At 34.9% G+C, this 19,455-nt stretch carries 15 protein-coding genes and 1 pseudogene; 2 read left to right on the top strand and 14 right to left on the bottom strand.

Annotation, left to right across the window (positions count from 1 at the left end):
- Position 1: 1 nt before the first annotated feature.
- The 11 genes and pseudogenes from codB to BR44_RS09985 form a co-directional block, all read right to left on the bottom strand.
- Complete coding sequence (gene codB / locus BR44_RS10035; protein WP_034552411.1) at positions 2-1,273, bottom strand: cytosine permease; 1,272 nt, start codon at positions 1,271-1,273, stop codon at positions 2-4.
- Positions 1,274-1,534: 261 nt separating this feature from the next.
- A complete protein-coding gene (locus tag BR44_RS10030; protein ID WP_156954957.1) occupies positions 1,535-2,050 on the bottom strand; it encodes an ASCH domain-containing protein in 516 nt (171 codons plus the stop codon).
- 113 nt (positions 2,051-2,163) lie between these two features.
- Positions 2,164-3,129 (bottom strand): annotated as a pseudogene (locus tag BR44_RS10025) (ABC transporter substrate-binding protein); the annotation flags it as partial.
- Positions 3,130-3,233: 104 nt separating this feature from the next.
- Positions 3,234-4,067, bottom strand: a complete 834-nt coding sequence (locus BR44_RS10020; RefSeq protein WP_034552404.1) for an ABC transporter permease — start codon at positions 4,065-4,067, stop codon at positions 3,234-3,236.
- Complete coding sequence (locus BR44_RS10015) at positions 4,064-4,879, bottom strand: ABC transporter permease (RefSeq protein ID WP_034552402.1); 816 nt, start codon at positions 4,877-4,879, stop codon at positions 4,064-4,066. Before BR44_RS10015 ends, BR44_RS10020 begins: the two co-directional genes overlap by 4 nt.
- A gap of 13 nt (positions 4,880-4,892) precedes the next feature.
- Positions 4,893-5,987, bottom strand: a complete 1,095-nt coding sequence (locus BR44_RS10010; protein WP_034552399.1) for an ABC transporter ATP-binding protein — start codon at positions 5,985-5,987, stop codon at positions 4,893-4,895.
- Positions 5,988-6,040: 53 nt separating this feature from the next.
- Positions 6,041-6,583: a helix-turn-helix domain-containing protein gene (locus tag BR44_RS10005; RefSeq protein WP_034552397.1), complete on the bottom strand. Its 543-nt coding sequence runs from the start codon at positions 6,581-6,583 to the stop codon at positions 6,041-6,043.
- A 177-nt stretch (positions 6,584-6,760) separates the two neighbouring features.
- Complete coding sequence (gene murB / locus BR44_RS10000) at positions 6,761-7,666, bottom strand: UDP-N-acetylmuramate dehydrogenase (RefSeq protein ID WP_034552394.1); 906 nt, start codon at positions 7,664-7,666, stop codon at positions 6,761-6,763.
- 630 nt (positions 7,667-8,296) lie between these two features.
- Positions 8,297-8,968: a potassium channel family protein gene (locus tag BR44_RS09995; protein WP_034552392.1), complete on the bottom strand. Its 672-nt coding sequence runs from the start codon at positions 8,966-8,968 to the stop codon at positions 8,297-8,299.
- A gap of 13 nt (positions 8,969-8,981) precedes the next feature.
- Positions 8,982-10,367: a TrkH family potassium uptake protein gene (locus BR44_RS09990; RefSeq protein ID WP_034552390.1), complete on the bottom strand. Its 1,386-nt coding sequence runs from the start codon at positions 10,365-10,367 to the stop codon at positions 8,982-8,984.
- 184 nt (positions 10,368-10,551) lie between these two features.
- A complete protein-coding gene (locus BR44_RS09985) occupies positions 10,552-11,451 on the bottom strand; it encodes a Gfo/Idh/MocA family protein (protein WP_034552388.1) in 900 nt (299 codons plus the stop codon).
- Positions 11,452-11,595: 144 nt separating this feature from the next.
- On the opposite strand from BR44_RS09985, the gene BR44_RS09980 reads away from it, so the two are divergent.
- Positions 11,596-12,348, top strand: a complete 753-nt coding sequence (locus BR44_RS09980) for an exodeoxyribonuclease III (protein WP_034552386.1) — start codon at positions 11,596-11,598, stop codon at positions 12,346-12,348.
- 52 nt (positions 12,349-12,400) lie between these two features.
- Here the strand turns inward: BR44_RS09980 and BR44_RS09975 are convergent, their stop codons facing one another.
- The 3 genes from BR44_RS09975 to BR44_RS09965 form a co-directional block, all read right to left on the bottom strand.
- Positions 12,401-13,117: a GntR family transcriptional regulator gene (locus BR44_RS09975; protein WP_034552384.1), complete on the bottom strand. Its 717-nt coding sequence runs from the start codon at positions 13,115-13,117 to the stop codon at positions 12,401-12,403.
- Positions 13,118-13,277: 160 nt separating this feature from the next.
- Entirely contained in the window at positions 13,278-14,570 is a 1,293-nt protein-coding gene (gene celB / locus BR44_RS09970) for a PTS cellobiose transporter subunit IIC (protein ID WP_034552381.1), read from the bottom strand.
- A gap of 292 nt (positions 14,571-14,862) precedes the next feature.
- Positions 14,863-16,251, bottom strand: coding sequence for a glycoside hydrolase family 1 protein (locus tag BR44_RS09965; protein ID WP_034552378.1), 1,389 nt, complete (start codon positions 16,249-16,251; stop codon positions 14,863-14,865).
- Between the two features lie 504 nt (positions 16,252-16,755).
- Here BR44_RS09965 and BR44_RS09960 point away from each other — a divergent pair.
- Positions 16,756-19,389: a cation-translocating P-type ATPase gene (locus BR44_RS09960; RefSeq protein WP_034552376.1), complete on the top strand. Its 2,634-nt coding sequence runs from the start codon at positions 16,756-16,758 to the stop codon at positions 19,387-19,389.
- The last annotated feature ends 66 nt before the right edge of the window (positions 19,390-19,455 follow it).

The raw sequence follows: 19,455 nt of genomic DNA, 5'->3' as shown, positions 1-19,455 counted from the left end.
TTTAAATCGTTTCATTTGTTAAATTGTCCATTTTCAATACAACCTGAGATGGTTTCATAACTTTAACTAAGACTGTATAGCTCGCTATTGCTATGATAATTCCGTTAATAGCTGCAATACCGGGTACATAAAGAGCTGCTAATGAACCCATAGCAGTTGCAAGCAATGCATGAATATTTATGCTTTTAAATTTTTGTGTATCGAAGTGCTTGTATCTCTCTTTATCATAAAGGAAGTAGTCTGCAATTAAAATACCTCCAACTGGCGGAATAAAAGTTCCAAGAGACCCTAGAAAAACTTGAAAGTTGTTGTACAAGAATAGAGAAGATAGAGTTCCAAGAAGACCTAAGATAAGAACAATTTTCTTCTTAGGGTGCTTTGTGATATTAGAAAAACCAAGACTTGCTGTGTATATGGCATTATCATTTGTTGTCCAGATGTTTAATCCTAATACAGCAATGGCTGGGATAATCAACCCTTGTGAAAACATCACTTCTGAAATATCTGATAAACCTGTAACCATTGCTCCAACTGCACCGAATAAAAACATGAGTGAGTTTCCGACAAAGAAAGCTAAGACCGTTGTAAAAACACTGATTTTTTGAGATTTTGCAAAACGAGTGAAATCTGCTGTTGTTGAGCCCCCACTAATAAATGACCCAATTGTTAGTGATATAGCTGTTCCCATTGTTATCGGAGCGGTTGGTGTAAGAGCTAAAATTTCTTTCATCCCACCTGCAGATTGAATGGCCTCTAAGACGGATTTTCCACCTAATAAAGCGATGGCTGGTACGGAAATGAAACTAATCATCGCAAGAGTTTTCATTCCAAAAAAGGCTGAGGTTGTCATAGCGATCCCAGCAATAACAACTAAAAGAGGTATGCTAATGCCTGTCACTTTATGGACTGGAAGAGCAATCATAGCAATCCCTACTCCAAACCAGCCAACTTGTGTGACTCCTAAAAGAAAGGAAACCAGGTAAGAACCTTTTTCTCCAAAAGAATATTTTGCAAGCAAATGTGTTGATAATCCTGTACCTGAACTGATGAAAGCAAGAAAACCTGTGTAAATACCTAGGATAAGATTTCCGATTAATACAGCTATAGCAAAATCTTTAAATGATAATCCGGCTCCAAGAGCTCCACCTGTTAGCATACTAGCAGAAAAAAATGTGAAGCCTAACATAATAAAAAGCATGGACCAAAAACCTTTTTTATCCTCATCCTTTACTATTGCCATTGAATAATCCTTATCTTGCTGAGTGTTTTCCATTGTACTCCTCCTTATTATTCACCAGTACCTGTACATACAAAAAGACCCCTTGTCAAAAAACGACAAGGAGTCTGCGCATACGTACAGCAGTACAACACTGTCTCTAAAGACAGTGCAAACCTTGTCAGCCTCTCTGGACTGATTTTAAAGGTACCGATATTTTATTGTTTTTAATACTATCAGTTTAAGCCAGCTCTGTCAACTTAAACCTTTTTCTTATTTTAAATTTTTTTCAAATCCTCTTACTCTTTAACCAGATGTTTACGCTGCATAAACTAACTCAAATTGAATACACACCACTTCAGTTTTCACAGAAAAATTCCAATGTTGCTTTTTACATTGTTCTTGAAAATAAGTTTGGTATATTTCTCGCCAACCAGATAGTGTCCGGTCTCCTTCGCCTTCTTGATAAGCCAACTCATCTGTCACTTCATCAAATGGCACAATAAATACTTTTAATAGTTGTACTATTCCAATGGCTTGATTGTTGACATCTAAAATAATCGAGTAGCTTCCTTCTTGAGGCAAATATTTCTCTTTTCTTTGATATTCTAATAACAACGTCGTCTTCACAGTTTTTAAGCCTTCTAAAACTAGTGCTGCAGATTGATCGGCTCTATCTTGAGTATCTCCAAAAGTCATCAACTCATAACAATCTGGTAATGTAGGATTTTGAAGTTTAAAATTCTCCCATAATTTTTCTACCGACTCATTTATCATTTCTTCACCTTTACTCCTGTTCCATATTCTGAATAAGCCAACATTCTGTTTATTCAAATACCTTTTTCATTTATTTAATGATTTTTATTTGGATTAGTTAAGTAACATCAAAATGAAGTGTACCATAAGCAAATATAAAATGTTTAGAATCCCCTCTTTTTTTATCCTTTTTATTTACGATGCATTTTAAATTCTAAAAACAAATCATTGTAGATACCGATATAGTTTTTGCCTAAATCGTCATAAACTTCAAGATTTTTTAACGTTTGTGAGTCAGGATAAAATTGCTTATCCTCTATTATTTCTTCCGGCAATTGTTTTTTAGCTTCTTCATTTGGTGTCGAATAACCAATGTATTCAGCATTTTGAGCGGCATTTTCAGGTTTAAGCATGAAGTTGATAAAGGCATACGCTGCTTCTTTATTTTTTGCCGTTTTGGGAATCACAAAATTATCAAACCATAGATTTGAACCTTCTTCTGGAATAACATAATGAAGATTTTCGTTTTCATCTAACATTTCTGCAGCTTCTCCTGAAAAAGTTACCGCAACGGAGCTTTCTTCTTGAATCATGTACATTTTGATTTCATCTGCCACAATAGCCTTAACGTTAGGCGTTAACAGATTTAATTTTTTTACTGCTTCTTCGAGTTCCACTATGTTTTTTGAATTCAATGAATATCCTAAACTATTTAAAGATAAGCCCATTACTTCTCTAGCTCCATCAATTAACATCACATTATTTTTTAATTCCGGATTCCAAAGATCATCCCAATGTCTGATGTCTTTTTCGTTTACAAACTTGTCATTGTAAATAATTCCTAATGTCCCCCAGAAATACGGAATAGAATAAGCATTATTTGGATCGAAGGATTGATTTAAAAATAAGTCGTTTATATTTTCTAAGCCTTTAATTTTACTGTGATCTAATTTAAAAACCATGTCTTCTTTTATCATTCGTTGGATCATGTATTCACTCGGAACAGCCAAATCATAGGCCGTTCCACCCTGCTCAATTTTAGTATACATCGCTTCGTTAGAATCAAACGTTTCATACGATACACGATAATCCGTTTCTTTTTCAAATTTGGTTATCAAATCAGGATCTATATAATCTCCCCAATTGTAAAGATTTAGGGTATTCTCTGATGTAATACCTTGCGATTTGCTTAACTGATCAATCGAAATAGATAAACCTACGCTGACTACTAAAATAGAAACGATGATAGCTAGTAATCTTTTCATCTTATCGTCACCGCCTCAGTTAAAGGTCGCTTTTTATTTTTTTGTTTTTTTGATACATTGTGTTGTTGAATAAAGTAATAGCCGACAACCAATATCAGAGAGAAAAGAAACATCAAAGCACTTAAGGCATTGATTTCTAAACTGACCCCTTGACGAGCTCTAGAGTATATCTCGACGGCTAAGGTTGTAAATCCATTCCCTGTTACGAAAAAAGTTACTGCAAAATCGTCTAGCGAATAGGTAAACGCCATGAAAAAGCCAGCTAGGATACCCGGAGTAATACTTGGTAAAATAACTTTGCTCAGTACTTGCCAGTTACTTGCTCCCAAATCACGAGCTGCCATAATCATAGTATCATTCATTTCTTTCAACTTAGGTAAGATCATCAAGACAACAATTGGGATACTAAACGCGATATGCGAAAGCAAAACTGAGGCAAATCCTAAACTGAAACCAATAAAAGTAAATAAAATTAGAAAACTAGCACCGATAATAACATCTGGTGATACCATTAGAATGTTGTTTAAACTAAGTAATGTCGTGCGGGTTTGTCTTTTTTTTGTATAATAAATAGCTAACGCCCCAAATGTTCCAATACTCGTTGCAACCAATGAAGAAAGTAACGCAACTAACAAGGTATTCAAAACAATCGTAATTAAACGAGTGTCTTTAAATACAGCTAGATAATTGTCCCACGTAAACCCTTCAAAACTAGTCATTGTTCCTCCTGCATTAAATGAATAGAAAATAAGATAAAAAATAGGGGCGTACAGAACAATAAAGACCGCTATCAAATAAAGATTAGACCATTTAAAACGCTTCTTTTTCATTTATGTACCCTCACTTTCTTTTTCTTTTCACCTGTCAGCAACATAATAAGCAACATGGCTACAATCAAGACAACTCCGATTGTTGAACCCATACCCCAATCTTGCGTGACAAGAAAATGTTGTTCGATAGCTGTTCCTAAAGTAATCACTCGATTCCCACCAATTAAACGGGTTAACATAAATAACGATAACGATGGAATAAATACTGCTTGAACCCCACTTTTAACACCATTTAATGTTAAAGGGAAAATCACTCTTCGGAAAGTTTCGATACTATTTGCCCCTAAATCACGACTTGCACGCTCATACGAAGGATTTAATTTTTCCAATGCATTAAATATGGGCAAAATCATAAATGGAATTTCAATATAGGTCGCCACTAACAGAAAACTAACATCCGTAAATAAGATTTGTTGCCTACCAATTCCAATAAACATTAAAAAATCATTTACCGAACCATTAATACTAAAGATACCAATGAAAGCATAAGCTTTTAGCAACAAATTTATCCATGTTGGCAAAATAATTAACAAGAGCCATAATTGCTTGTGCTTCGTTTTATTTAGTAAATAAGCTGTCGGGTAGCTAATAAGCAATGTTAAAATGGTTATTACAAAAGCGTACCATACTGAATTCAACGTCATCCTCAAGTAAGTGCCAGATTCAAAAAAAGTTTGGTAATTTGTTAACGTGAACTGACCTCCAACTGTAAAAAATGACTGATAAAAAATCAACAGTAAAGGAGCTGCGACAAAAAATAGTAGCCACAAACTATAGGGTATAAAATAAAAAAATTTTGATTGTTTCGTCACTTTATTATCCTCCTTACTCCTCTTCGTAACTTTCCAGACGTGCATCAAAGTCTTGCTCTGATTCTCCAAAACGCATAACGTGTATATCTTCAGGCTCAAAGTACAGCCCGACTTCGCTTCCAACTTTCGCTTTCTTGGTTGAATGTACCATCCATTCATTTCGCTCACAGTCATGTCCGATAATCTCATAATGGACACCCCTAAAGAGCTGTGTGTCAACTTTAATAGCAATTTTCCCTTGCTCAACCGTCGTTAACACTAAATCTTCTGGACGCAAAACAACTTCGACCTTCTCATTAAGTTTCATTCCTGCATCTACACACTCGAGTGAATGGCCAACAATAGAAACTTTATAATCTTCAAGCATCTGCCCTTTAACGATGTTGCTTTTTCCGATGAAATCAGCCACATATCGATTAATAGGTTCATCGTATACATCGACAGGTGTCCCACTTTGAACAATTTCTCCGTCTTTCATCACAAAAATTTCATCACTCATTGCTAAAGCTTCTTCTTGATCATGTGTTACGAAAACGAATGTAATTCCTAATCGACGTTGCAATTCACGCAACTCATATTGCATATCTGTTCTCAGCTTTAAGTCCAATGCGGATAAAGGTTCATCTAGCAATAATACTTCTGGTTCATTAACCAAAGCACGAGCAATCGCTACACGTTGGCGTTGGCCACCTGACATCTCACTGATATCACGATCTTCATAATTTGACAAACGGACCAGTTTCAATACATTTCCTACTTTTTCTTTGATGGTCTTTTTGTCCATCTTTTTAATACGTAATCCGAAAGCAATATTTTCATAAACATTCATATGCGGAAACAAAGCATAATCTTGAAAAACGGTATTCACTTTGCGTTCATTGGCTGGTAAATCGTTTACTACTTTTCCATCTAAAGTGATGGTTCCTTCATTCGCTTCAGTGAATCCAGCAATCAAGCGTAAAATGGTTGTCTTTCCACAACCTGACGGACCTAATAATGTATAAAATTTACCTTGTTCAATTTCAAAGTTTATATTTTTTAGAACAGGCTCATCATTATCGTATTGTTTTTTTACCTGTTCAAAGCGGATAATTATATTTTCTGTCATTTTTGGTACTCCTCTTTCATCTGATCGACTTATTTTTTATAATGATTTAGCTATTACAGATAAGAATCCGTCACGACCATTAATAACATACTTTTCCCTTGGAATTTATTCACTATTTTATGTTGTTGAGTAGCGTGAAAGTAAATAGATTCTCCTTTTTTTGCAACGTATCTTTTTGATCCAATTTCTACAGAAACTTCGCCTTCTTTAACAAAAGCAAACGTTTCAGCAAGGGAGGGACCAAAATCTTTAAATTCACCTGCTTGGTTAAGCGTTAAAAAAATTGGCTCCATCTCATTTTCATTCGCCTCTGGAACCAACCATTCAATCTTATATCCTTTTTCTAAATCTTCAAAACGAGTAATATGATCTCTTCGGTACACAACCCGTTGCTCCATGTCTTGCTTATCAAAGAAGTCTTTAGGGTCACATCCCAATACTTCTAAAATATCAAAGAAAACATCCATTGAAGGCATGCTAAGATCTCGTTCCAGTTGAGAAATATAACCTTTACTTACATCGGTTCGTTCGCCTAGTTCTTCTTGAGTAAAATTTTTTTGAATACGTAAATTTTTAATTCGCTTACCGATTTCCATTTTTATAGCTCCTTAAGAGTTATTTCTAAAAGATTTAAGTATGTAGCAACAAGTTCATCTATAGTAAACAATAAGTTTACTCATACCTTCTAATTATAATTTTTATCGGACTAAAAGCAATAAAAAAATCAAAAACAGAAAATAAATTCTGTTTTTGATTTTTCGAACTATTTTTTATCAAATAAGATTTTCTCCAATGATTCGAACCTCTGTTATAAGTTCAACACCCGAATTTTCTAAGATAATCTTTTGGACATGTGCGATTAATTCTATATAGTCCGTTGCTGTAGCCTGATTGATGTTTACAATAAAACCGGCGTGCTTCTCTGAAATTTGAGCGCCTCCCCAAGTTTTACCTTGTAATCCAGCCTCCTGGATTAATTTCCCTGTAAAATAGCCTGTTGGCCGTTTAAATACACTTCCGCAAGAAGGGTATTCTAAGGGTTGTTTAGACTCTCGTAAGAAAGTTAATTCCAACATACGTGCTTCTATTTCAGAAGTTTCCCCTTTTTCTAAGTGAAACTCAACTTCTAAAACGATATCTCTCGTATCTTGTATCGAACTGTGGCGATAGCGGAAATCAAGGTCTTTATTTTTTAATTCTTTTACCTCTCCTAAACGAGTCAAAATAGTAACCTCATGAATGACTTCGCTAACCTCGCCTCCGTAAGCTCCAGCATTCATAAATACGGCTCCCCCAATGCTACCAGGAATACCACAAGCAAATTCTAAACCTGTTAATTCAGCATTTAATGCGGCATAGGAGGTGTCAATCAAACGTGCGCCACTTTGCGCAATAATGCGATTTTTAGAAATAGAAATATCATTCATTTCAGTTAAGACCATAACCACCCCATGGATGCCACCATCTTTTACAATTAAATTGCTAGCATTCCCTAAAACTGTTAATGCCAACTCATTCTTGTTAATCCATTCCACTAACTCAACAACCTCAGATTTTTCTTGAGGCAATACTAATATATCTGCTGGTCCGCCTGTTTTTGTATAAGTGTAAAGAGACAATGGTTCTTTTTCTTTTATTATTGAATTAGGAAACTGTTCTTTCATTTTTGTTATTAGCATTGCATAATGACCCTCTCAAAGTTAATTTACTACTCAATATTCTAACATGCCAACCAGTCATTTGAACAGCTTTTGTGCCTATTCTCACGCTAATTTCAGATTTTTAACTCAACTAATTAAAATAACTTTAGCTTTCTTTTCTTTTATTGCTTTTTTCACAGTATTATCCTGAACTATTCAGAGTATTTTTTTACATAAGTTTTTTTACCTTCTTATTAAAGAAATAGGATTTCAGCATATACTTACATAGAGTATATGCTGCTTTTCCTTCTTCGCTATGACACTAATTAGATATAGCCGATTCGCTTATTGTATCTTATTCAAGAAAATAGACAAGATTCAAAAAAATTCTTTCCAACTTGTCCATCCTAGTATCAAAATAGACACCTTGAGATAGTTTCCATCTAAACTTGTCTAAAAAAACAAGCATGGAGAAATCGTGGTCAAAATGACACCGACTTCTCCATCCGAAAGAACACACTACCGAGACTTGTAAGCTTCACAACTGTTCACCAAATAATGATTCGGGATTTATGCTAGTATCAAACTCATCCTAAACGAGTCCATCAAAAAATAGTGGCACACTAACTATTTAGTATCGGTTTCGAGAATAAAGGTGATTATTCAGGCTTATTTTAACTTATTAAGATAATCGTAACGTTCAAATATTTCAGACTCTGCTATCCCTACTATAATGTCATTACTCTGCATAATGTAATCTGGTCCGAATGAAACATCTAACTTTCTTTCTATTTTTTTTCTGATGCCAATAACATTCATTTCATAGCGTTTACGCAAATCTAGTTCTTCTAAAGAATGGCCAACCCATTTGATTGGTGGGAAAAATTCAATTACAGCATATTGATCATCTAAGTCAACAATGTCAGTTATATGACGTCTTAATAAGTTTTTGGCTACTCTTGTTCCCATTTCTTTTTCTGGGCGAACAACTGTTGTTGCTCCGACAGCCATTAAAACTTCCATAAACATTTTATTTTTTGCTTTAGCAACAATCCTATCAATATTCATTTTTTTACAATTCATTACTGCTAGGACGCTAGCTTCAAGACTAGTTCCTGTTGCTACAACGACAACATCACAATTCTCAAGTCCTATATTTTTTAGAAACTCTAAGTCTGTGATATCTCCTTGGATAGCTTCTGTAACAAAAGGCTCTACTCGATCTACATTGCTTACATCTAAATCGACAGCAATCACTTCACAATCAAACTCACTTAATTCTTTAGCAATTGAAGAACCAAATATACCTAAACCCAATACACCAACTGTTTTTGTTGCCATTTTAAGATCTCCCCTATCCAATTAAAATATTTGTTTTAGCGTAGACTCTTTCTTTTCCTTTTCCTTTTCGTTTTCTTCTGACAAGACTTAAGAAAATCGTAATTGGGCCTATCCGTCCAATAAACATAAATACCATTAAAACGGTCTGACCTATTCGCGATAATTCTGGCGTTAAATTAGCGCTTATACCAACCGTTCCCAATGCTGAGACTGCCTCAAATAGCAACATTATAAAGGACTGCTCTTCAACAATTAATAAAATACTAAAGCCAGTCATCAAACAAGCAAAAAAAGTGAAGACCACTACGATTGCTCTACGAATCGTTTCGACCGGGATAGAGTGACTTGCATAATTAATGCTATTCTGACCTCTTATTTCATTTATGACTAATAAGATTACCAATGCAAATGTTGTTGTTTTTATCCCACCGGCTGTCCCCCCTGGGGAACCTCCGATAAACATCAGAAAGATGGAGAATAATAACGAAAATGGTAGAACAGTCGCATAATCAATTGTTGCAAAACCAGCTGTTCTCATCGTAACAGATTGGAAAAAGGAAACCATTACTTTTTGAGGGATGGTATAATTTCCAATTGAAGAAGTATTATTCCATTCCACTGCCATAAACATGATTGTTCCTGTTAGTAACAAAATAGATGATACATTAACGGCTAAGCGCGTATGAGGTCTTAGCAAGCGGTACATTTTTTTAAATCCTAATTTTTTTTTATTTTTAATAACTGAATACATATTAGAGGTGACATCGAACCAAACAGAAAAACCAATTCCACCTAAGATAATCAATGTAGCAATAACGAAGTTTACTAAAGGATCTTGAACATAATTCTGAAGGCTAACTGCTCCCATATTATCAAATCCAGCATTACAAAAACCTGAAACCGCTAAAAATAAAGAGGTGAATAAGCCTTTAGCCCACCCAAAATCAGGAACAAAACGGAACGACAGTAAAAACATTCCTACTCCTTCAATGACTAAAGTATATTTAAATATCGACAATACGTAAGTTTTGAAATCACCCAATTTATCTCGATTTAAAGCCTCTTTAACGGCCATAGCATCTGTATAACTAATTTTTTTCCCAAATCTAATCAAAATAGTAGCAATGATTGTCATTAGCCCTAGTCCACCTATTTGCATCAGTATGATACTAATTACTTGCCCAAAAATAGTATACGATTCTGCCACCGAAGTAGTAGCTAATCCTGTAACACTCGTTAAGGACACAGCAGTAAATAAGTTATCAAAGTAGGTATTTTGTGAAGTCGCTGCCGTACTAATAGGCAAACTCAATAATAATGAACCAATGAAAATAACTAAAGCAAAACTGAAAGCTATCCGGGTTGATATCGATAGTTTTCTAAATTTATCTGATAACATAAAGGCAACCTCTTTCTCAAAAAACTTAGACGCACAAATGTATTATAGACTCATCAAATGAAAAGTAAAGCCTATTATTAAATTTATGATAACAGAAAATCTATTCTACTGAAAATTATTTTTTCTGTGTTATTTCTCTACTAAATAATAAGGTGTTTTTTTGTATTTCCTTAGATGGCCTTCTTCATTTATTTTCAACAATTTTATCACACAGTTGATGGGATATTAAAGTCGATTGAGTCGAGACTGGGTTCTCACCCGACTCAACAGCGGCCAAGAATAATCGGATTAGTGGTGCAAAACCTCTTTTTTCAAGCGTCGGCTCCCAGTCGCCAAAGGATTGAATAAGCTGTGCACCATTAGCATCACTTTGGTATTCCGCTAAATTAATGACTCGGTGCATCCCAGTAGGCGAATGAACCTCAACAGATTCACGGTTAGCTCCAGAAACATAATTCATTGACGCTACGCAAGTGGTATTTTTAGTTGTTAAATGAACCACACAATTGTTTAAATTCCCATCTTTTTCATTCACACTAAAAGACATATCGGTGATTGGGTCATCTAATAGGTATAAAGCTGTATCTAATACATGAATAAACATGTCATAAATGGCAAACTTTACCGTTCCTGTACTATTTGGTTTTGTTTTTTGAATAAACACCATATTTTTATCTGGGACAGCTTTTAGTTTTTGGATCATTGGAGCAAATCGTCGATTGAATCCTGCTGTAAGCAATACGTTTTTTTGTTTGGCTAGTTGAATTAATTCTTCTACTTCTTTTAAATTTTCACTTATAGGCTTATCTACATAAACATGGATTCCTTTTTCTATTAATTGTTTAACAATTAGAGCATGTGTATGTGTTGCTGTGTGAACAAAAGCTGCCTCTATGCCACTTTCAATTAGCGCTTCTATAGAATAATGGAGATTAACGTTATTGTATTGGTTTCCAATAACTTGAAGCTTTTCTTGGTTACGGGTATAAAGATGCCACTCCACTTTGCCTTGCATCGCCATATCGATAGGTAAATAAGCTTTTTGTGCAATTCCACCTAATCCAATTATTCCAACTTTTAACATTATTACGCCTCATTTCTTTTCACTATTTGAATGTTTATTAAGAATATTGACTGATTTATAAATAAGTGCTCCACCTAAATGTACTATTTTTGTTCCATCATGTACAATAAAAATGAAAGTTTATTTGAAAGGAGCTCACTACTAATGAAATTTATTTCATGGAATGTAAATGGTCTACGTGCTATTGTAAAAAAAGGATTTATTGATATCTTCGAAGAACTCGATGCAGACTTTTTTTGTTTGCAAGAAACTAAATTGCAAGAAGGTCAAATTGACTTAATATTGCCTGGTTATTATGATTACTGGAACTATGCAGAAAAAAAGGGCTATTCTGGAACGGCTATTTTCACTAAATACGAACCACTAAGTGTCTCTTATGGCATCAACAAGGAAGAACATGATAAACAAGGACGAGTAATCACACTTAGCTATCCTGAATATTATGTCGTTACTTGCTATACTCCCAATTCGCAAAGCAATCTAGCCGGTTTAGACTATCGAATGACATGGGATCGTGATTTCACTGATTATCTAGCTAAACTAGACCGTGAAAAGCCCGTTATTTTTTGCGGGGATTTAAATGTTGCCCACAAAAATAGTGATTTAAAAAACTGGAAAAAAAACCATAAGAGTGCAGGATTTACTGATGAAGAACGAGCTAACTTTACCTCTTTACTTGATAAAGGCTTTCTAGATACTTTTCGTTATTTTTATCCTACAGAAGAAGGCGCTTATTCTTGGTGGAATTATCGTTTCCATGCACGTAAAAATAATGCTGGTTGGAGAATAGATTATTTTTGTATTTCGAAGCGGCTTGAAAATCAATTGGAAAATGTAAAAATTCACTCAGAAATTATGGGTTCTGATCATTGTCCAGTCGAATTAATTTTAAAATAAATAGGTAAAGCATCTTAATCCTACTGAACATAGGTTAGGATGCTTTTTTTGATTAATTGCTTTTATTAATGTCTGAAATCGTGTAGCTACGCGTATCATAACGATGACGACTCCGAGAATATTCGAATGGGCGTCCATCCTTTAAATAAACCACTTGCTCTACTTCTAATACTGGATCATTTACTTTACAATCAAGGTATTCTTGATCATATTTAGATGACTTATCTGCATGAATCTTTCTAAAAGCTCCACCAAAATGCAAGTCCAATTCTTCATGAATATACCGATAAATAGACTGTTCTAAAATCTCTTCCGTTAACCCTACTGCTAAATCAATTGGCATATACGTATGCTCTAATACATAAGGGTTGCCATTAACAATACGCAATCTAATCAAATTATAAACCGGCTGATTTTTTTTTATCATTAAATGTTTCATAATCTCCTCTGATGGAAATTCCACATTAAATTCAATAACTTTACTAGTAACTTTTTGTCCATTCAATTGTTTAGTTAAACCTTCGTATTCATTCACAGCTGAATCTTTTTGATTCAATAGTGCCGTTTTCATTACATACGTCCCGGAACCACGCTGTCGATAAATCAAACCCTCCATTGCAAGGATATCTAAAGCTTTTTTCATCGTCATCCGGCTAACTTCAAATTCTTTTGCTAAGCTTATTTGATCAGGAATAAGCGACTCAATTGGGTACGTCCCTTTTACTATTCTTTTTCTTATTTCATTAGCAATGGTTTCGTATTTTACCATTTGCGCACCTCCTATACATCATGAATATCATACCTCAGATGTCTTAAAAAGACTAGTCTTTTTAACGATGCTTTATTATTATTTTAGCGTTTTCTTTTAATTCATTTTCACTTTCACACAAAAAAACGACCAATCACAAATGATTAGTCGTTTTTTTAGCTTAAGCTCGTTCAGGCTCACTCATTTTTATTTGATTTAAATTAGCGCGATCAACTAATTTCAAGAATGGGAACCAAATTACTCCGATAAGGGCCATATCTATAATTTGAAGCAATCCACCCATAAATGAGCTTGTAGCCATAATACCATTAATAACAACAGGTATTGTCCATGGTACTATTATTCCAGTTGGGATTGGGAATATTCCTGCAGCCATTACAGTATAGTTGAATGCTGTTGTTACTAATGGAGCAAGAATCCAAGGAATAAAAATTGAAGCGTTTAATACTAAAGGCATACCGAAAATCAATGGTTCATTTACGTTAAAGAGTGCAGGTCCTAAAGCTAAGCGACCGATATCTTTATTTTGTCTGCTTTTCATAACAAAAGCTAATAATAAAACAACAATCAACGTACTTCCTGATCCGCCCATACCAACCGTATAAATTTCTATAAATGGTTTCGTTACAATATGTGGTAAAGCTTCACCTGCTTTATAAGCATCAAGGTTTTCTAAAGCTAACGTGTTCCAGATAGGATCCATTACTGAGTTAACAATAATTTGACCATGTAATCCAAAGAACCATAGGAATTGAACTAAGAATACTGCAATCAATGTAGCCGGTAATCCACTACCAAGAGCTGTAAGTGGTTGTTGAATAGCCGTGTAAACAACATCATGTAGGTTTGTATTAAAGAATCCAATAACTACTGCATTAATTAATAAAAAAGTTGTTAATGTAATAATAGCAGGTAATAAGGCTACAAATGAATTTGCAACTGCCGGCGGAACACCATCGGGCATTTTAATGACGATGCCTTTTTTTATAATTCGTGTATAAATTTCTGCTGCAACAAATGCTGCAATCATACCGATAAACATCCCCTTTGCACCTAGACGATCTAGCGCTAACACACCAGTTACTGTTTCTCCTGACTCACTTAACATTGAGAACGGTGTCAAAATCAAGTAAGAAGCTAATGAAACTGCTCCACCAAAAATACCTTCAACATCGTACGATTTACTTAAGTAATATCCGATACCAAACGTGACAAAAATGGTCATAATCGACATCGTTGCGTTTTGTCCATTTCCAAACAAGTTTCCTAAAGTACCTTTTGTTGCATCACTGAAAAATGGCAAGTTATTTAATACAACTACAATTGATCCAAACATAGTGATTGGAAAAGCAAGCATAAATGCATCACGTAAAACTTTAAGGTAACGATTTTCACCCAGTTTTCCAGCAATCGGCATTAATTTTTCGCCTAATTTATCAATAAATCCATTCATTGATATTTCCTCTTTTCTGTGTTTTTTGCTGACTGATAACCGGCCTAGTCTTAATCAGCTGTTCTTATCTTGAAATCGATTACAATTAAAGAATACCATTTATCTTTTTAAATGTCTAGCCTTTTAATTATAATAACTTATCTTTTATATAAATTAAGATAGATACACTTACTTTTTATATTCTGTTAGCTGCCTATTAGATGTTTATTCATTCTAAACAATGAATAAACAACAAAATTCCGATTGAGCATAAACGCAACCGGGATTTTGTTGTCTATTTTAGTTATTGAACTTAAAATCCATTTTGACTTGTCATTTCTTTAAACCAATGACCACTTTTTTTAATCGTTCTTTTTCCTTCTTGAGCTAAATCAACAGCAATGAAACCATAGCGATTCTTATAGGCATTCATCCATGACCAATTATCCATACAAGTCCACATGTGGTACCCTTGTACATTACTTCCCTCTTGAATAGCTTGATGAACAAAGACTAAATGATTTTTGATAAATTCAATGCGGTAATCATCTTCTATTAAACCCTCTTCATTGATGTAACGTTCTTCATTTTCAACGCCCATTCCGTTTTCAGAAATGAAACAACGAATGTTCCCATAATTTTCTCGTAAATTCGTTAATAGATCATAAATTCCTTTTTCGTAAATTTCCCATCCTCGATAAGGATTCATTTTACGTCCTGGCATAATATAATTATCGAAATAATCATCCGGCATTGGATCCTCTGCCAATTTACTAGAAGACTCTTTTGCTTTGATTCTTCTTGGTTGATAGTAATTCACACCTAATAAATCTACGGTATTTTTTTTAATAATCGTTAAATCTCCTGACTCAGTTTCAGGTAGATGATTAATGTCACGCAATAAATCTACTAAGTCTTTTGGAAATTCTCCTTTTACAGCTGAATCAAGAAAAGAGCGATTAAAAAATGCATCTGCAATTGAAGCAGCTTTGACATCTTCAGGATTATTTTCATCACGCGGATAGCTCGGTGTAAGATTTAAAATAATACCAATCTCACCATCAAGTTTCATTTCACGATATTTTTTTATGGCTTTCGCACTTGCAAGAACTTCGTGATAAGCTACTTGAACAGCGTGTTTCATATTCACTTCATTTGGGTAATGGAATTGATAGAGATAACCTCCTTCAACGGGTACAATGGGTTCATTGTGAGTAAACCATTTTTTTACGCGATCGCCAAACAACTCGAAACAAGTCTTGGCGAATAGAGTATACGCCTCTACTGTCTCACGATTTAACCAACCGCCTTTCTCTTGCAGCCACATTGGCATATCAAAATGATACAAGTTTATAAACGGTTCGATATCATTCGCAAGCAACTCATCAATTACTGCATTATAAAAATCGACTCCCACTTGATTTAGTTTTCCCGTTTCATCTGGAAACAATCGACTCCATTGAATAGAGGTTCTAAAGCTATTATGTCCAGTTTGTTTCATTAACTGAATATCTTCTTGATACTTTTTGTAGAAACGAGATGTTTTTTCTGGTCCTACTTGATTAAAAAACTTTTCAGGTTCTGTTTCATACCAATGGTCCCAGATGTTTTGTCCTTTATTGTCACCTTGGTAAATACCTTCCGTTTGCGGACCGCTAGCTGCTGAACCCCACCAAAAATTTTCTGGGAATGGATAATTCATATTTATTCTCTCCTTTTCAATTTACTCCATTTGTTAATTTGTCTATACATTAACTTTAAAACAAGTATACATTTTAACGGAAGCGAATACAAGAAATTGATTGCTTCTTATTTAATCATTTTATAAAAAAGCTAAAAAATAGTGGTTTTAATTGCAATATAAAAAAATAAATTATATACTGTGTAAGAAGAAAAAGGTAAGCTACCTATTTTTATACATAAGGGAGTAACTGGCAGCATTTGCTGTGGCAACATCACCAACAAGTAAATTCGCAAAATTTACTGGTGTTGTCTTAAACGGTGAGACTTATGCACATTGTTTCTGTAAAGAAATAATTCTGCATAAGTCTCTTTTTTTATCATTTTTCTTAAAAAATTTAAGGGGGTATTCTCGTATCGGTTAATGTATACAATCTATTGGGTTTTTTCTAGTATTAAACCGATAAGCCAATATCTAGTCGCAATAGCAAATGATTCACATCATACTTATTAAGGAGTGTCATTTATGGAATATTATCAAAAAGAGCAAAAGATCGTTTTATCAGAATTAAATACTACAACAAATGGGTTAACAGATACGGAAGTTAAAACCCGCCTTGAAAAACATGGTACCAATGAACTGAAATCGGTAAAAAAGGACTCGGTCTTAAAGCTTTTTCTAGAAACATTTAAAGATGCCATGGTTGTTGTCTTATTAATCGTAGCCGTTGTTCAAATTTTAATGGGCTCTGTAGTTGAATCTCTCATTATTTTTGCTGTTTTAATGATTAATTCAATTGTTAGTGTGGTTCAAACAAAAAAAGCTGAGGGATCCTTGGATGCTTTAAAAAATATGTCAGCTCCGATAGCTAAACTCATTCGGAATGGTGAAAAAATAACTATACCCGCAAATGAATTAGTCCCTGGTGATATAGTCGTTTTGGATGCTGGAGACTATGTCCCTGCTGACGGTCGCTTAATTGAAGCTGGATCATTGAAAATTGACGAAGGCATGCTGACTGGTGAATCTGTTCCGGCCGACAAAGATATCACTACACTTTCAAACACTGTCCCTATTGGAGATCGCGCTAACATGGTTCATAGTGGAACATTAGTCGTCTATGGACGTGGTGTATTCGTTATCACTGCCACAGGAAACCAAACTGAAATTGGGCAAGTTGCGAATTTGCTTGAAAATGCAATGACAAAACAGACACCTCTACAGAAAAAACTAGATCAATTTAGCAAACAACTTGGAATTGGTATTTTGATCCTCTCTATTCTCATTTTCGTTATTGAAGCCGCCCGTATTTACTTTGGTGGTACCGCTAATATTAGCGTTGACTTACTAAATGCCTTTATGTTTGCCGTGGCTGTAGCTGTTGCTGCTATTCCTGAAGCGTTACAATCTATTGTTACAATCGTTCTTTCAATGGGCACGAATAAAATGGCTAAGCGTCACGCCATCATCCGTAAATTGCCTGCTGTAGAAACATTAGGTGCAACAAGCGTTATCTGTACAGATAAAACGGGAACATTGACGCAAAATAAAATGACTATTGTTGATTACTTTTTATTAAATGGTCAGTCTTCTCCCTTTAACGACAAACCGGAGACATGGACATTTGACGAAAAACGCCTTATGCAAGTTGCTGTGTTGGCCAATGACTCTACTATCAATGAAACCGGACAAGAATTAGGCGACCCCACTGAAGTCGCTATGGTATCTTTTAGCAACAAAGTAAATCAACCATATGAAGATTTACGAACGCACTATCCACGTGTTGCTGAATTACCTTTTGATTCTGATCGAAAATTGATGTCCACTGTTCATACGATTGACAATGAAGCAGTCATGCTGACTAAAGGTGGACCAGACGTTATTTTTGAACGCAGTACGAAAGTTTTAATAAATGGAGAAGTTCTTCCATTAACTGAAGAACGGTTAAAAATAATAGAAGACAAAAACGAAGCCTTTTCAGATCGTGCATTGCGCGTGCTAGCATTTGCTTATAAACCGATTGCTATTAACCATACTATCCAATTTGAAGATGAAAATGATTTAATTCTAGTTGGTATTATGGCTATGATTGACCCTCCTCGTGAGGCTGTCTACGGAGCTGTTGATGAAGCCAAAAAAGCCGGCATTAAGACCGTTATGATTACAGGTGACCACAAAACGACTGCACAAGCAATCGCACGTGATATTGGAATTTCAAAAGAAGGCGATATTGCTTTAACCGGTCAAGAACTAGACGCGTTAACAGAAGATGAATTAAACGCTCAATTGGAACAAATTTCTGTCTATGCTCGTGTTTCACCTGAAAACAAAATCAGAATTGTACGTGCATGGCAAAATAAAGACAAAGTTTCCGCTATGACTGGTGATGGTGTCAACGATGCACCTGCTCTAAAACAAGCGGATATCGGTATTGCCATGGGTAGTGGAACAGATGTAGCTAAAGATGCTGCTGCTATGGTTTTAACCGATGACAATTTCGTTTCTATCATTAGTGCTGTTGAAGTAGGACGTAACGTCTATGACAACATCAAAAAGGCTATTGCTTATCTATTCGCTGGCAATCTAGGAGCCATTATTGCTATTATCGTCGCGTTAATAATGAACTGGGTCAATCCATTCACTGCTTTACAACTCTTATTCATTAATCTAGTCAACGACTCTGTTCCAGCGATTGCATTAGGTATGGAAAAAGGTGAACCGGACGTTATGTTGCGTAAACCAAGAGATCCGAACGAAGGTATTTTTGCCGGACAAACACTTATTTCTGTTCTTTATCGGGGAACACTTATCGGTATTGCTGTTATTATCTCTCAATACATCGGGTTAGGATACTCGAATGAAATGAGTGTCGCAATGGCCTTTACGACTTTAATATTAGCACGTACCTTGCAAACGTTCCCTGCTCGTTCTAATTCACAAACTTCTATTGGAGCAGGATTCTTTTCTAATATATACGTTATCCTTGCTGTTATTTTTTGTTTTACTTTATATGGCTTAACTGTTATTCCTGGTATTCGCGGATTTTTCGCTATCCCTACTGATTTTGGTTGGGTTCAATGGGGAATTTCAGCTGGATTAGCTGTTGGAGCAGTCATTTTAATGGAATTGACTAAACTAGTTATTCGTAAAAGAGCTTAATAAAAAAAGAAGCCTTGTTGCAGTTGGGAAAAAGTGTCTAACTTCTTTTCCAACTAACAAGGACTT

The sequence above is a fragment of the Carnobacterium funditum DSM 5970 genome (assembly GCF_000744185.1).
Taxonomy (GTDB): domain Bacteria; phylum Bacillota; class Bacilli; order Lactobacillales; family Carnobacteriaceae; genus Carnobacterium_A; species Carnobacterium_A funditum.
Note: the sequence above shows the minus strand (reverse complement) of the source record. Positions and strands in the feature narration are given on the sequence as shown.

Excerpts from the sequence above, each read along its gene's own strand:
- codB (WP_034552411.1), bottom strand. The coding sequence starts at position 1,273 with ATGGAAAACACTCAGCAAGATAAGGATTATTCAATGGCAATAGTAAAG.
- BR44_RS10020 (WP_034552404.1), bottom strand. The coding sequence starts at position 4,067 with ATGAAAAAGAAGCGTTTTAAATGGTCTAATCTTTATTTGATAGCGGTC.
- BR44_RS10010 (WP_034552399.1), bottom strand. The coding sequence starts at position 5,987 with ATGACAGAAAATATAATTATCCGCTTTGAACAGGTAAAAAAACAATAC.
- BR44_RS10005 (WP_034552397.1), bottom strand. The coding sequence starts at position 6,583 with ATGGAAATCGGTAAGCGAATTAAAAATTTACGTATTCAAAAAAATTTT.
- murB (WP_034552394.1), bottom strand. The coding sequence starts at position 7,666 with ATGCTAATAACAAAAATGAAAGAACAGTTTCCTAATTCAATAATAAAA.
- BR44_RS09995 (WP_034552392.1), bottom strand. The coding sequence starts at position 8,968 with ATGGCAACAAAAACAGTTGGTGTATTGGGTTTAGGTATATTTGGTTCT.
- BR44_RS09990 (WP_034552390.1), bottom strand. The coding sequence starts at position 10,367 with ATGTTATCAGATAAATTTAGAAAACTATCGATATCAACCCGGATAGCT.
- BR44_RS09985 (WP_034552388.1), bottom strand. The coding sequence starts at position 11,451 with ATGTTAAAAGTTGGAATAATTGGATTAGGTGGAATTGCACAAAAAGCT.
- BR44_RS09980 (WP_034552386.1), top strand. The coding sequence starts at position 11,596 with ATGAAATTTATTTCATGGAATGTAAATGGTCTACGTGCTATTGTAAAA.
- BR44_RS09975 (WP_034552384.1), bottom strand. The coding sequence starts at position 13,117 with ATGGTAAAATACGAAACCATTGCTAATGAAATAAGAAAAAGAATAGTA.
- celB (WP_034552381.1), bottom strand. The coding sequence starts at position 14,570 with ATGAATGGATTTATTGATAAATTAGGCGAAAAATTAATGCCGATTGCT.
- BR44_RS09965 (WP_034552378.1), bottom strand. The coding sequence starts at position 16,251 with ATGAATTATCCATTCCCAGAAAATTTTTGGTGGGGTTCAGCAGCTAGC.
- BR44_RS09960 (WP_034552376.1), top strand. The coding sequence starts at position 16,756 with ATGGAATATTATCAAAAAGAGCAAAAGATCGTTTTATCAGAATTAAAT.